13 protein-coding genes are annotated in these 12,683 nt (G+C 33.8%); 8 read left to right on the top strand and 5 right to left on the bottom strand.

Annotation, left to right across the window (positions count from 1 at the left end; genetic code table 11):
• Positions 1 to 351: 351 nt before the first annotated feature.
• Genes N4A45_10945 through N4A45_10955 form a run of 3 tightly spaced genes read right to left on the bottom strand, consistent with a single transcriptional unit; the run spans position 352 to position 2,478 of the window.
• Entirely contained in the window at positions 352 to 1,197 is an 846-nt protein-coding gene (locus N4A45_10945) for a ChaN family lipoprotein (GenBank protein MCT4665739.1), read from the bottom strand.
• A gap of 23 nt (positions 1,198 to 1,220) precedes the next feature.
• Positions 1,221 to 2,159: an NAD(P)-binding domain-containing protein gene (locus N4A45_10950; protein MCT4665740.1), complete on the bottom strand. Its 939-nt coding sequence runs from the start codon at positions 2,157 to 2,159 to the stop codon at positions 1,221 to 1,223.
• 16 nt (positions 2,160 to 2,175) lie between these two features.
• Entirely contained in the window at positions 2,176 to 2,478 is a 303-nt protein-coding gene (locus N4A45_10955) for a hypothetical protein (GenBank protein ID MCT4665741.1), read from the bottom strand.
• Positions 2,479 to 2,619: 141 nt separating this feature from the next.
• Here N4A45_10955 and N4A45_10960 point away from each other — a divergent pair, with 141 nt between their 5' ends.
• The 3 genes from N4A45_10960 (at position 2,620) to N4A45_10970 (ending at position 5,686) form a co-directional block, all read left to right on the top strand.
• Complete coding sequence (locus tag N4A45_10960; GenBank protein MCT4665742.1) at positions 2,620 to 3,309, top strand: NUDIX hydrolase; 690 nt, start codon at positions 2,620 to 2,622, stop codon at positions 3,307 to 3,309.
• Between the two features lie 66 nt (positions 3,310 to 3,375).
• On the top strand, positions 3,376 to 4,221 hold the full coding sequence (prs, locus tag N4A45_10965) for a ribose-phosphate diphosphokinase (GenBank protein MCT4665743.1): 846 nt from the start codon (positions 3,376 to 3,378) through the stop codon (positions 4,219 to 4,221).
• Between the two features lie 7 nt (positions 4,222 to 4,228).
• Complete coding sequence (locus N4A45_10970) at positions 4,229 to 5,686, top strand: nicotinate phosphoribosyltransferase (GenBank protein MCT4665744.1); 1,458 nt, start codon at positions 4,229 to 4,231, stop codon at positions 5,684 to 5,686.
• Here the strand turns inward: N4A45_10970 and mgtE are convergent.
• Both mgtE and yihA read right to left on the bottom strand, forming a co-directional pair.
• Complete coding sequence (mgtE, locus tag N4A45_10975) at positions 5,683 to 7,038, bottom strand: magnesium transporter (protein ID MCT4665745.1); 1,356 nt, start codon at positions 7,036 to 7,038, stop codon at positions 5,683 to 5,685. The genes N4A45_10970 and mgtE overlap by 4 nt on opposite strands.
• 6 nt (positions 7,039 to 7,044) lie before the next feature.
• Positions 7,045 to 7,686, bottom strand: a complete 642-nt coding sequence (gene yihA, locus N4A45_10980; protein MCT4665746.1) for a ribosome biogenesis GTP-binding protein YihA/YsxC — start codon at positions 7,684 to 7,686, stop codon at positions 7,045 to 7,047.
• Between the two features lie 260 nt (positions 7,687 to 7,946).
• Between yihA and N4A45_10985 the strand changes: the two genes are divergently transcribed.
• The 5 genes from N4A45_10985 (at position 7,947) to N4A45_11005 (ending at position 12,578) form a co-directional block, all read left to right on the top strand.
• Positions 7,947 to 9,872 (top strand): hypothetical protein, encoded by a 1,926-nt coding sequence (locus tag N4A45_10985; protein MCT4665747.1) that lies wholly within the window; start codon positions 7,947 to 7,949, stop codon positions 9,870 to 9,872.
• A gap of 284 nt (positions 9,873 to 10,156) precedes the next feature.
• Positions 10,157 to 10,555, top strand: a complete 399-nt coding sequence (locus N4A45_10990; GenBank protein MCT4665748.1) for a hypothetical protein — start codon at positions 10,157 to 10,159, stop codon at positions 10,553 to 10,555.
• Between the two features lie 231 nt (positions 10,556 to 10,786).
• Positions 10,787 to 11,227 carry a hypothetical protein gene (locus N4A45_10995; GenBank protein ID MCT4665749.1) on the top strand — a complete coding sequence of 147 codons (441 nt, stop codon included), beginning with the start codon at positions 10,787 to 10,789 and terminating at the stop codon, positions 11,225 to 11,227.
• A gap of 82 nt (positions 11,228 to 11,309) precedes the next feature.
• Entirely contained in the window at positions 11,310 to 12,056 is a 747-nt protein-coding gene (locus N4A45_11000; protein MCT4665750.1) for a hypothetical protein, read from the top strand.
• A 327-nt stretch (positions 12,057 to 12,383) separates the two neighbouring features.
• Positions 12,384 to 12,578, top strand: coding sequence for a hypothetical protein (locus N4A45_11005; protein MCT4665751.1), 195 nt, complete (start codon positions 12,384 to 12,386; stop codon positions 12,576 to 12,578).
• Positions 12,579 to 12,683: the final 105 nt, after the last annotated feature.

Raw genomic sequence — 12,683 nt, forward strand, 5'->3', positions numbered from 1 at the left:
TTGTTATGATACAAAACTAAAATTATAATTTAAATAATTAGTACCCTTATTGAGGTATATTTAGATATAACAATTGTATGTTGCAAAAGAATTCAAAATTGTATTGATAAATTCAGGCATAGAAGATATGTGAACTACTTCTAGTACCAATTTATTGACAGGTATGGGCTTTTATGAGTAGAACAAATTTAGGCAAAACAAGATGTCAGATGAAAAAGTATTATGTATACACTCGGAATTCTGCTAGGAATACGAATTGCAAAATGGATGGGTTTCTAATTTAAACAGGTTTCCTCCAATTTTCCACCGAAATACGATCTAAGTATTGGCTAAAAAAATTAACAGCTATAATTAGAGAATATCTTCATCCACCACAATGATAAAATCGGCTAAACCTTGGTAGGCTTCTTCCCATTCTAAGTTTTTATTGGTTTCTGTGTGAATGGTGAGGATTTCTCCAGTAAATCCATATTTTTTTAAATACCAAATTATACCTTGAAAGACCTCAGAATGCTTATTCCCATTCAGATGAAAATAACGATTCTCACTCTTTTTATCTTTTAGAATAAAATGTGCCATGGTTGCATCTTTTACTGCTTGAGCTTTGGCAAGATTAATCCCTCCATGACCTGAGAATTTTTGAAGTTCTTGATAAACGGCTAAATCTCCATCAAAGGGAAAAGGAAGTGGACAAATCCAATTTTTTGCTTCATCAGAGAGTTTTTCTAGGTGTTCCGCTCCATTTTTATAGACAGCAGAGGCATATCTTCTGGGGATATTTGTTGCAGAAAATGAGAGATTGTTTTCAAAACAAAAATCAAATGTAGGTTTATAGTCGGTTTTGTAATTTGGCCACAGTCTTGCCTCGTTTTCAAATTTCTTTTTAGAAATAAAACCCGAAAAATATTCATCAATCAAAATTTGATTATCTCTTTCAAACATTTCTGCTCCCACTTGAATATTTGAATCCATGGAGAATTGTTTTTTTATGAGTTCAAGAAACACCCAGTGGGCAATGGGATTATTGTGTAATTCACCCAAGAAAACCATCTCCGCTTCTTTTACTTTTTTGTTGAGTTTTTTCCAGTGAATTTCCTTCCCTTTTTTGTTGTATATTTTAAAGGTTTCAAGATGTTTTTGTGCTTGAAGAGAGAAGCTTACGGCAATAAGTAAGGTAATCGTTAATATCTTTTTCATGAGAATGCTTTTAAAGTTCAAGTTTAAGAAAAATGCAATAAAATTTGTCTAGCTAAAGATTGGGATAATCTGAGGTAGGATTCTTTACTCCATCCTGCCACATGCGGGGAGAAAATCACCCTATTACTCTTGAGAAGCTCTTGAAGTCCAAACGAAGTTTTCCCATGAAAAATGTTTTTAAACGAGGACTTTTCAGATTCTAAAACATCTAAACAAGCACCTAAAACTTTCCCTTTTTTAATTGCTAGTGCAAGCGATTCTGTCTTCACTATTTTTCCCCTAGCTGTGTTTACTAAAAAGATTTCTTTTTTGAAGGAATTCAGGTAGGCGTCATCAACAAGGCTAATGGTTTCTTCATTTTGTGGGATATGCAGACTTAGGATATCGGCGTTTTCAAAAATTTCTTCCATGTTTGATTCCTCCACAAAGTCATTTCCAAAACCTGCTTTATATTTATCATAAGCAAGAATACGACATCCAAAAGAACGAAGTTTTTCAGCTAAAGCACTACCATTATTTCCATATCCAATAATTCCGATGGTTTTTCCCATGATTTCAATACCACGGTTGGCTTCTCTTTGCCATACGCCATTTCTTATTTCAATATCTCCATTGTTTAGATTATTAAAAAGAGAAAGCAGCATACCTATTACATGTTCGGCAACCGCATTTTTGTTTGCATAAGGTGCGTTAAAGCATTTTATCCCGATTTTTTCTGCGGTTGCAAGGTCTATATTTTCCATACCCGATCCAGAGCGAGCAATGAATTTTAAATGCGCATTGGATTCCAAGAAATCTTTATCTAGTGGAATTCTAGAGCGAATCACAAGCCCTTCATAATCTTTTGCTTTTGCTTGAATTTCTTCTTTAGAAGAAAAATAATCATGAAAACAAGAAAACCCTTGCTTTACAAGGGTTTTTTCAAGATAATCATGTACTTCATCAATAAATAATACTTTCATGATTTTATACGTTTTTCTACTCACACTCGTAAAAGTATTCTTTTCGAATCATCACGGGATATAATGCGGGAATAAGAGCAGTTTCTGTTTCTTTATCTATGTTTTTTATGGCATCATATTGCTCATCGCAATAGAGTTTTGTTCCTTCGGGGATATCTACTGTTTGACCATTTGCAGCAAATAATAAAGTGTCTTCTACGGCATCATAAGCTTTATAGTATTTAGTACACTTTACACAGTCTTTGGTCTCACAAGACTCGGCAAAAACCGCAAATAGAATAAGGCTAAAGAATAAACTTGACTTAATAATCTTCTTCATAATTATTTTTTCGAGAACTCAAATATAAGTTTTTTTGATGAAAAAGTGGGTGGTTATATGGTGATGATTAGTAAAAAATAAATCACGATTATTTGGTAATTGTCTCTTTTAAAGAATATTTTTGTGTAAAAAGTACACATTATGTTACCAATGCAAAATATTAAGCTTGCTGTAGATGCTGTTGTTTTTGGATATAAAGAGAAGATGTTGCATATCCTTTTAATCAAGCAAAAATTTGGTGAGCAAAAAGGAAAATGGGCACTTCCTGGTGGATTTGTTAAGGATGAAGAGTCGCTTCCATCTGCTGTAGTAAGAGAGCTACAAGAAGAAACAGGAGTTTCTATTTCTTTTCTTGAACAGTTATATACCTTTGGGTCAATAGATAGAGACCCTAGAGGTAGAGTCGTGTCGGTTGCTCATCTAGGATTAATTAATCCTTCAAACTTTGTGATTAAAGCAGATACGGATGCCAGTGATGCGTGTTGGTTTACACTTGATGATATTCCAAATTTAGCATTTGACCACAAAGATATTATCCAAGTAGGTTTAGAGCGTTTACGTAGCAAAATTCGATATCAACCAATAGGGTTTGAGCTTTTGGATCGTGAATTTCCTTTTTCGGATCTTGAGCAGTTGTATCATGTTATACTAGGTGAAGATATCGATAGAAGAAATTTTAGAAAAAAGCTTTTAAGTTATGACTTTATTAAGGATACGAATAAAAAAAATGTAAACAAACCTGGTCGTCCTGCTAAAATTTATTGCTTTGATAAAGAGGTTTATGAGAGATTAGAGCGTAGTGGATTTTACTTAGAAATAAAGTTTGTGTAAAAAATACACATTAAAAATTTCATTGTGTTTCTGAAAATATATACATTTGTGTAAAACATACGCAAAATGATATTGAACTTAGATACAAATTTTAAGCCCTTTGGAGAAAATAATGCTCTTGTGTATGAGAGTTTTGTTTTTCCTGGTGGTGAACCACATATACGTATTGTATCAGACCTTAGTTTGATTGATAAAGTTTTGATTACAATAAGAGCTTGTAATTTTCAAGATATGGGGCTGTTGCTAGTTGCTGTGGATGCACTAAGGAGAAGTAATGTTGCTGATATTGAATTATTTATACCTTATCTACCCGGTGCTAGGCAGGATAGGGTTGTTGTGAATGGAGAGCCATTAACATCTAGTGTGTATGCATGTCTTATAAATTCTATGTCTTTCAGTAAAGTAACGATTTTTGATCCGCATTCCGATGTAGCTCCTGCGCTTATTGATCGTTGTAATATTATAGATAATAGAAGTTTTGCAAAGCGAGTGATGAATGAAATAGGAAGTATTCCTTTACTTGTGGCTCCAGATGCAGGTTCTATCAAAAAAGTTAATAAGATTGTGACTGATGTTGAAAGTCGAAACCCAATTTATTGTTTAAAAAAAAGAGATTTAAAGACAGGAAAGCTCAACGGTTTTCAGGTGATTGCTGATGATTTAGAAGGAAAAGACTGTTTGATTATTGATGATATTTGTGATGGGGGAGGAACTTTTATAGGTATTGCAAAAGAATTGAAAAAGAAAAATGCTGGAAAGTTATTTTTAGCTGTGAGTCATGGAATATTTAGTAAAGGTTTTGATGTATTATTTGAACATTACGAGAAGGTGTTTTACACAAACTCTTTTGCTGATTTCTCTTATGAAAGCAAGCGTCTTGTTCAAATAGAGTTGTCTAATATTTTAAAATAGAAAAGCTATGAATTCATTATTGATGACAGATGGTTACAAAGTAGATCATCGAAGACAATATCCAGAAGGAACAACCTTGGTTTATTCAAACTGGACACCAAGAAAAAGTAGAATATCGGGAGTGGATAAAGTGGTGTTTTTTGGTTTGCAATATTTTATCAAAAAATATATGATTGAAGATTTTAATAAAAATTTTTTCAATTTGCCCAAAGAAGAAATAACAAAGCAATATCAAAGAAGGATTAATAACTATTTGGGAGAAAATAATGTGGGGATTGATCATATAGAGGCATTGCATGATCTTGGATATCTTCCGATCGTTATAAAAGCGCTTCCTGAGGGTGCTCTTGTTCCACTTCGAGTTCCAATGCTTACTATTTTTAATACCAAGCCTGAGTTTTTTTGGCTAACGAATTATTTTGAAACGATACTCTCAACAACTATTTGGATGATGTGTAATTCGGCTACTATTGCAAGAGAATATAGAGGGATTTTACAGAAATATGCAGAAATTACATCTTCCAATTTAGATTTTGTCGATTGGCAAGGGCATGATTTTTCAATGCGAGGTATGGCAGGTGTTGAAGCATCAATGATGAGTTCTTCGGGTCATTTATTAAGCTTTTTTGGGACTGATACAATTCCTGCAATAGATTTCTTGGAAAATTATTATTTAGCAAATTCCGATGAAGAAATTATAGGAGGTTCTGTGCCTGCAACAGAGCATTCAGTAATGTGTATGGGTACCAATGCTGATGAACAAGGAACCTTTAAGAGATTGATAACGGAAGTTTATCCTACGGGAGTCGTATCAATTGTATCAGATACTTGGGATCTATGGAAGGTATTAACAGAATATCTACCAAATTTGAAAAAGGAAGTATTAGCTAGAGATGGAAAAGTTGTAATAAGACCCGATAGTGGTGATCCTGTAGATATTTTATGTGGAAATCCCGACGGCGATAGTGAGGAGGTTCGAAAAGGAGTTGTGGAATTACTTTGGGATACTTTTGGAGGGCACATTAATAAAAAAGGTTTTAAAGAGCTTAACTCGCAAATTGGTGCAATTTATGGTGATAGCATTACCTTGGAAAGGGCAGAGAATATTTGTGAACGATTGAAAAATAAAGGCTTTGCATCTACCAATGTGGTTTTGGGAATTGGTTCTTTTACTTATCAATACAATACCAGAGATACTTTTGGTTTTGCAATGAAAGCTACTTATGGCGAGGTAAAAGGAGCAGCAAGAGAGATCTATAAAAACCCAATTACAGATGACGGGACAAAAACCTCAGCGAAAGGTTTACTTCATGTAAGTCAAGTTAATGGTGTGTATAAATTGGTAGATCAAGTTTCTTGGGAGGAGGAAAATAAAGGGGCTTTGAAAGAAGTTTATAGAGATGGTGAACTTTTGACAGAATGGAGTCTTAAAGGTATTCGGGAAAGATTAAAGCGAACTTATTAAACCCCACCCAACATCATTTTTGCCAAAAGAAAATAGATACACAATCCAAAAATATCATTGGCGGTAGTTATAAAAGGCCCAGTAGCAAGTGCTGGGTCAATTTTAAATTTATTAAGCGTAAGCGGAACTAATGTCCCGAAAAGTGCTGCAAAAATTATTACCGCTACCAATGCCAAGGCTAATACCTTAGAGAATTGCCAGTCTCCGATGATAAAATAAGAAGCAAAATAAGCTAATATGGCTAATACCACTCCGTTAATTAATGCAATAATAGTTTCTTTAAACATTCTTTGGGCAGTAGTTTGTCTTCCCAGATTATTTCCAGCCAATCCTTGAACGATAATTGCAGCCGATTGAACGCCTACATTTCCTCCCATAGCAGCTATAAGAGGGGCAAAGAAAGCTAATTCAATATGTTTTTCGATCCCAAAATATTCCATTACTTCAGCACCTAATAATCCTCCAATAAGACCTATAAGAAGCCAAGGTAAGCGTGCTTTTGTGATATCTTTTATACTGTCATCAGACTCAATATCATCTGCCAAACCTGCCGCCATTTGATAATCCTTTTCAGCTTCTTCTCTTAGTACTTCTACGGCATCATCTATGGTTACTCTCCCTATCAGACGGTTGAGTTCATCTACAATTGGTAAGGCTACCAATTCGTATTTTTCCATGATTTGAGCAATGTCTTCTGCCTTATTTTTGGCTTTCGCCGATATTACTTTTGGATTAAAAATATCGGCAACAAGAGTATTGTCAGCAGAGAGAAGAAGGATTCTTAAAGAAAGAATTCCTTTGAGTTCATTGAATTCATCTACTACGTAGATGGTGTAAATTTTTTCAACATCAATAGCTTGCTGGCGTATTTCTTTGAGACACTGTTGAACAGACCATTCTAGCCGGGCCATAATGATCTCTTTTTCCATGATTCCACCTGCTGTATCTTCATCATAAGAAAGAAGATCTGCAATATCACTTGCATGCTCTTTGTCTTCAATATGAGAAAGAACCTCACCTTTTTGTTCTTCTTCCAGCTCGTTGATTACATCGGCAGCGTCATCGGTGTTTAGGTTGTCTATAAAACTTCGGGCAATTTCCTCAGAACTGAGTTCGCTCAATAGTTTTTCTCTTACATCTTCCTCAAGGTCTGTAAGAATATTTGCAGCAATCTCTTCATCTAGTAAAGTGAAAACATATTTGGCTTTATTAAAATTTAGATCATCTAAAATTTCGGCAATATCAGCATGGTGCAACTCGCAAATAAGATCCCTTATCTCTTGATTGCTTTCTTGTTCTATCAGCTGAATTATTTGCTCCAGAAAAGCCTTTCTGTTTTCTATAGACTTCATTGCGTTTTATTGTTTTTTAGATGCTTGGTAAGATTCTAATATATGATCAGCTACTTGCTCATTGAGGTCTTGGATGTATGAAGTAAGGTCATCTTTTCCCGTTTGAGCAATAGAGGAGGTTCTAAATGTTTTGGGTAATGATTCCCAGTGTTCTAAAAATTTTCGGGTATATTTTTGAAGGTTTTTCACTAATTCAGAACTTGATAATTTATCCAGTTTTGTGAAAACCAAACTAAAAGGAACACGTTTTTTACCTAGCCATTCCATAAATTCAAGATCTACTTGTTGAGGTGTATGCCGGCTATCTACCAGTACAAACACATTGACCAAGTTTCTCCTGTTTTCAATATAGTTGAAAATCATCTTCTTGTAAGCCGCACGATTTACTTTTGACGTTCGGGCATAGCCATAACCTGGTAAATCTACTAGATACCAAGAATCATCAATCAAAAAATGATTAATCAAAGTGGTTTTACCTGGTGTACTAGATGTTTTTGCCAATTTTTTATGATTACAAAGCATATTAATCAAAGAGGATTTACCCACATTAGATCGTCCAATGAATACATATTCTGGCAAATGAGGTGTAGGACAGTCCTTTAGTTCGGTGCTGCTTTTTATGAAATTAGCATTTTTGATTTCAGGCATAAGAATGGTTTTCAATAAATCTTGGCAAAAATACGCCATATAAATTAACTCAAGGTAAAATGTATGAGCTAATTCAATATTGATGAAAAATATCTAGTTTCCAATCGTTATTTTTTGGTGAAAGGAATAATATGTTGAATATTTATTCGTTGTTGAAGTATATAAGAGAGCATATTAAAAGTTTAGAATTTATTAGAGGGTAAAATATTATCTAAAATAATAGGTATAAGTCAATTCCTAACAAAATATAAGGAGATAAAATGAAGTTTTTTTTTAGAATACAAGTATATGTATTAGTTTTTGTGCTTTTTTCATGCGGTTCAAAGGGAGACTATTTCTTGAGTGCAAACAAAGCACTGATAGAATGTCACGGCTCTGATTATTCCATAGGGAATATTGTCGATTCGGTAGGTTTTAGATCGGATTCTTCAGTAGGTGTTAGTGAAAAATCCCCTTATGGTCTTACCTTAGATATTGAAGATCTTAAAGCTGGTGAGCTTGTAAGTGCAAGTGTTTTTGTTAGAGATAATAATAATTCAAATATAGGTTTAGTTGCAGATGGAAATTGGAAAACACATTATGTAAAATCAAGAGAAGGTACAATAAGTGTGGGAGCTTGGAGACAGTTAAGTATTCGTGTTCGAGTACCGGAGCATATTTCAAACGGGAAGATCCGTTTCTATGTTCATAACGAGGCAAAACAACTAGCTTTTGCTGATGAATTAGAGGTCAAACTGGAGAAGTCAAATGAGAGTTTGGAGTTGCCACAATATGTCTTTTTTGCTTTTTTGTACGATTTAATAGATGATTATCATATTCGTTATTTTAAACCCATTCCCTATGATTCTATTGTAGTGTATGCAGGTTCAGATCAGATGATAGAATTGATGGATAAGCAAACTATTTTACCTAAAGAATTTCATATTACTTGGCAGAAATTACAAGAAGAACTCGGAGGCGAGGAGCGTTTTTGGGAATGGATGAAACGTGAGGCAAAAAAAAGATCTACTGCCACCGTGAGTTTCGTGGCGGAAGATAATATGAAAGAAGTGCGACCATCTGGATATGTAAGAAATATGTTCTGTTTTCCACTAGATACAGCGGTGTTTATTATTGAGGGTAAAGAGCTATTAAGCGAAATCAGTTTATTCAAAGTCGGTAAGAACTACAAGATTAAAAAAATAGAAGAAATTGATTGGTTTTGGAAAAAGGCAAAGCTTTTGATTCCTTGCGAGAATTTGAGATCAGGTGTTTATAAATTAGAACTAAAGGGAAAACACACATTTGAAATTCCATTAGTGATTGTTGATAAAGATCCCAAGCCTGTGGTTGTAATTGCTCCATTTTCTACCTGGCATGCTTATAATTCTTACGGAGGTAAATCATTTTATAGAAACGGTATCGATTCTCAAAATGTCTATTCTCTTAGTACGCATCGTCCTTTGAATTCTATTTGTTTTGAGCCCAAAAATAAAGGTCATGATATAGGAATGTTGGCGCATACTTTTGAGTGGTTTAATGAGCAGTGGGGAGCAAGAATATTACCAGATTATTGGTTGGAAAATAGGCAAGAAGCATTTATGGAATCAAAAACTTTAGTATTGGCTCATCATTGTGAGTATTTTTCACCCAAAATGATGAGTAATTTTATAAAAATAACAAAAGATAGAAATATTCTTTCCTTAGGAGGAAACCAGCTTTATTGGAAAGTAAAATGGAATAAAGAGTACGACGAAATATTTTGTAGAAAAGATGGTTCATTTTATAAAGACAGTGATGAGCCAGGTGGCTTGTGGAGGAACGGACTTATTTCAGAAGCAAGAATTTTAGGAAATGCGTTTGATACTAAAGGTTATAAAACATTTGCTCCTTATGAGGTGTTAAATGAAAGTCATCAACTATTTAGAAATACCCATGTAAAAAACGGTCAATTGTTTGGGCAAAAAGGCGCTCATGGTCAGGCAATATGTGGAGGAGAAACAGATAAAGTATCAAAATATTCTCCAAAAAATATTGAGATTTTGGCAAAAGGTGTAAATCCCAATCAAGGAGGAGGAGATATCGTGTTTCTAAAACGAAAAAATGTAGCCACGCTTTCATTCGGTTCCATCGTTTCGGCTGGCGGATTAGGAGTTGATTCTGTTTTTACACAAGTTATTGATAATTTTATGCAGGATTTTAAGTAGTTTTTTTAACGTATATTTGATAGATAATCAAATGAATATATGAAATATGAAAAAGAAGATTCTAACTGTATTAGTCGCTTTTCTTTTCCTTGCGGTTGCACATCTGTATTCGTCATTTACACAAATGAAGAATTATAAAGAAAGCGCAATAGAGACTTGCGAAGGTCGGCTGATGTCCTACAAATATCAAGGAGGCTTTTTCGGTTATGGTAAATGTGAAATAGCTTGTACGAATAATAAACAGAAAATCCTTAGTGAAGAATAGCCTATAATTGGAAGAGAATATGAAAACAAAAACAATTTTACTCAGTATATTCATAAGTATCTTAACCATGTCTTGTTCAAAAGAAAAGCTAAACCCCAATAATGAATTTATTGGGAAGTGGAAACTTAATAGTGTTAACATTGGGTCAGGATATCACTATCCCGAGAACTCAGTCTGTAGGTTGGAAATCGCTTCAGATTTCGGTATTGAATTTCAAGTTTGCAGTATATTACCCGATACCACTTGCGTTCTAGAAAATATCACTCAAAGTGGTGCTCGTGTTTCATTTTCTGGCAGAGAGGATTCTTATTCCTGCTGGTTTTACGTAGAAGGAGATACTTTGTTTTTAGAACACTTTGCTAATTATGATGGCGGTGGATCATTGCTAATCTTTAATGAGCGGTATATTAAAGAATAATACCGTCTACGGTGTTATTTCACTCATAAATATAAGCCCCCTTTGAAGGGGGGAAGGGGGATGTTACACAACGAAATACCCCGAAAAAGAGACTGAAACCTTTGAGTAAATTAACACCGTAAATGGTATAAGAGCGATTATTCTTAAGCTTTTGAAATCTTACTTGATTAAAGAATGTATAACCCAAAACTCCTTTTTATCAAGAGATATGTGAGTTTTTACAAATATATTATGAAGAAAATTTTATTGACATCGTTTTTGCTCAGTATACTAATAAGTATCTTAAGCATATCTTGTTCAAAAGAAGAGCTAAACCCCAATAATGAATTTATTGGGAAATGGAAGCTTTATAGCACAAAAGTAGGTTTTGATGGAGAGGAGTCTGTTTATCAAGCTAGTCAAAGCAATGAAACTGTCACTAAAGATGCTTTGATATTTACTCAAGATTTAGAATTTACTTGGAAAAACCTTTCAGGTTCTCTTTCGGAAGAGGGGGTTTATACTTTAAGCAATCCAAAATCTGGGGATTTGATTTTTCCGTACCAAGTTAATTTAGGTGGAACTGTTATTAATGAGGTAAATATTAAAAATGACACTTTGCATTTTTTTAGATATAGCTATGACGCTAACGCCAATGTTTTTCCATTCTTTAGAAAATTTGTCCGTGAATAGTTTGTGTGATCTCAGTTTTTAATAATAAAACAAATGTTAATACGTTATTGATGTTGTAGTTAATTATTAAATAAAAGAATACATGCTCTATCGAAACCTTTTAATATTAGTATTTCTCATTTGTAGTCAAGCTTATGCCCAATCTTTCGGAGACGAGAAGAAATACGCCATTTACACGAAGTTAAATATAGAGCTTAGAGGAGACGGAAAGAAAAGTAATATTCAAGGAGATTTCCATCCAAATATACTGCCTGCTTTTTCGGGAGCTATAGGATTAGATTATCAAAGAAATTTCTCCGATAAATGGTTCTATTCAGTGGGACTTAATCTTAGTGTGCATTGTAATTTAGTAGTTTCACGTAGAGGATTAAAGTCACAGTTTACTGATGATTATAGTTTTAATGCTTTTGATACTCACGTAAATGGAATTCGCTTGAATGCCCCTGTATCAATTATTAGAGAGCTTTATACAAACAATAGATTTACGTTAAATGCGAAACTTGGAATAAACTCTTCATTGGTTGTCGATAGAAGAGGTGCAGCATCTACTGTAGGTTATATTTTCTTAGGGCACAAGGAGGAGTATATAATTCGAGATATACAACCCAATATAGAACACCTATTCGAATATGCTCCCTTACTGGGTTTTCAGTTTGAGTTTCCAAGGATGATCTATGAGTTAGAAGCGTCTTATAGTCCTAAATACCGTTTTAAGACCAGTTATTATCTGGATTATCAAATAGATAATGTAGTACAAAAGTTCGGTTCTGCCGATGTGGAAACCAGTCCATTTCTTTTTTCTTTTAGGGTTGGGTATCGGCTTTGGTAAGTCGTTAGTGGTATTTTAGTATCGTAAAATGATTTTGAATTAAAACCTATAGAAAAAAAACAAAAATTTCTATAGTTTTTTTTGTTATCCTTTTATTATTCGGTTACTTATCGGTGAAGTATTATTATTTATCGAATATAAGTTTTTATTGTTGTTGTTATTTGGTTAATTTTTGATAATCAAAAGAAAGGGTAGATTAAGGAAGAACGAATTATAAGTCTCACTTTCCTCATGGCGTGTTAAGTTATAAATACGAAGGAGGAGTATGTGGTAATGGAGATTGAGATTATAGTTGCATAGAGCCTTTCAATTAAAAATTAAAAAAAGATGAGTAAGAAACGAGTACTTTATTGGATTTTGTCTATAACATTTTCATTGTTATTTGCAAATGTCTATTTATCTATGAATCAAAGAAAGAATTGTGAAAAATCAGTTCAAAGAATTTGCGGAGAAGAATTAAAGGCCTATCATTATGATGGAGGTTTCTTCGGTTGCGGAACTTGTAAAATAACTTGTCAGTAGATTGAACCTTTCAACAATCCTAGCGGGTTTTAGGTATTGTGGAATAATTAATAGGAGGCTAATCCGAAACCCTTTTTATCAAGAAGTAGGGGGATTAATTTTTTA

The organism is Flavobacteriales bacterium (assembly GCA_025210805.1).
In the GTDB taxonomy this organism is placed as follows: Bacteria; Bacteroidota; Bacteroidia; order Flavobacteriales; family CAJXXR01; genus JAOAQX01.

Coding starts and splice junctions, on each gene's coding strand:
- N4A45_10995 (MCT4665749.1), top strand. CDS start 10,787: ATGAAGAAAATTTTATTGACATCGTTTTTGCTCAGTATACTAATAAGT.
- N4A45_11000 (MCT4665750.1), top strand. CDS start 11,310: ATGCTCTATCGAAACCTTTTAATATTAGTATTTCTCATTTGTAGTCAA.
- N4A45_10950 (MCT4665740.1), bottom strand. CDS start 2,159: ATGAAAGTATTATTTATTGATGAAGTACATGATTATCTTGAAAAAACC.
- N4A45_10985 (MCT4665747.1), top strand. CDS start 7,947: ATGAAGTTTTTTTTTAGAATACAAGTATATGTATTAGTTTTTGTGCTT.
- mgtE (MCT4665745.1), bottom strand. CDS start 7,038: ATGAAGTCTATAGAAAACAGAAAGGCTTTTCTGGAGCAAATAATTCAG.
- N4A45_10960 (MCT4665742.1), top strand. CDS start 2,620: ATGTTACCAATGCAAAATATTAAGCTTGCTGTAGATGCTGTTGTTTTT.
- N4A45_10955 (MCT4665741.1), bottom strand. CDS start 2,478: ATGAAGAAGATTATTAAGTCAAGTTTATTCTTTAGCCTTATTCTATTT.
- yihA (MCT4665746.1), bottom strand. CDS start 7,686: ATGCCTGAAATCAAAAATGCTAATTTCATAAAAAGCAGCACCGAACTA.
- N4A45_11005 (MCT4665751.1), top strand. CDS start 12,384: ATGAGTAAGAAACGAGTACTTTATTGGATTTTGTCTATAACATTTTCA.
- N4A45_10970 (MCT4665744.1), top strand. CDS start 4,229: ATGAATTCATTATTGATGACAGATGGTTACAAAGTAGATCATCGAAGA.
- prs (MCT4665743.1), top strand. CDS start 3,376: ATGATATTGAACTTAGATACAAATTTTAAGCCCTTTGGAGAAAATAAT.
- N4A45_10945 (MCT4665739.1), bottom strand. CDS start 1,197: ATGAAAAAGATATTAACGATTACCTTACTTATTGCCGTAAGCTTCTCT.
- N4A45_10990 (MCT4665748.1), top strand. CDS start 10,157: ATGAAAACAAAAACAATTTTACTCAGTATATTCATAAGTATCTTAACC.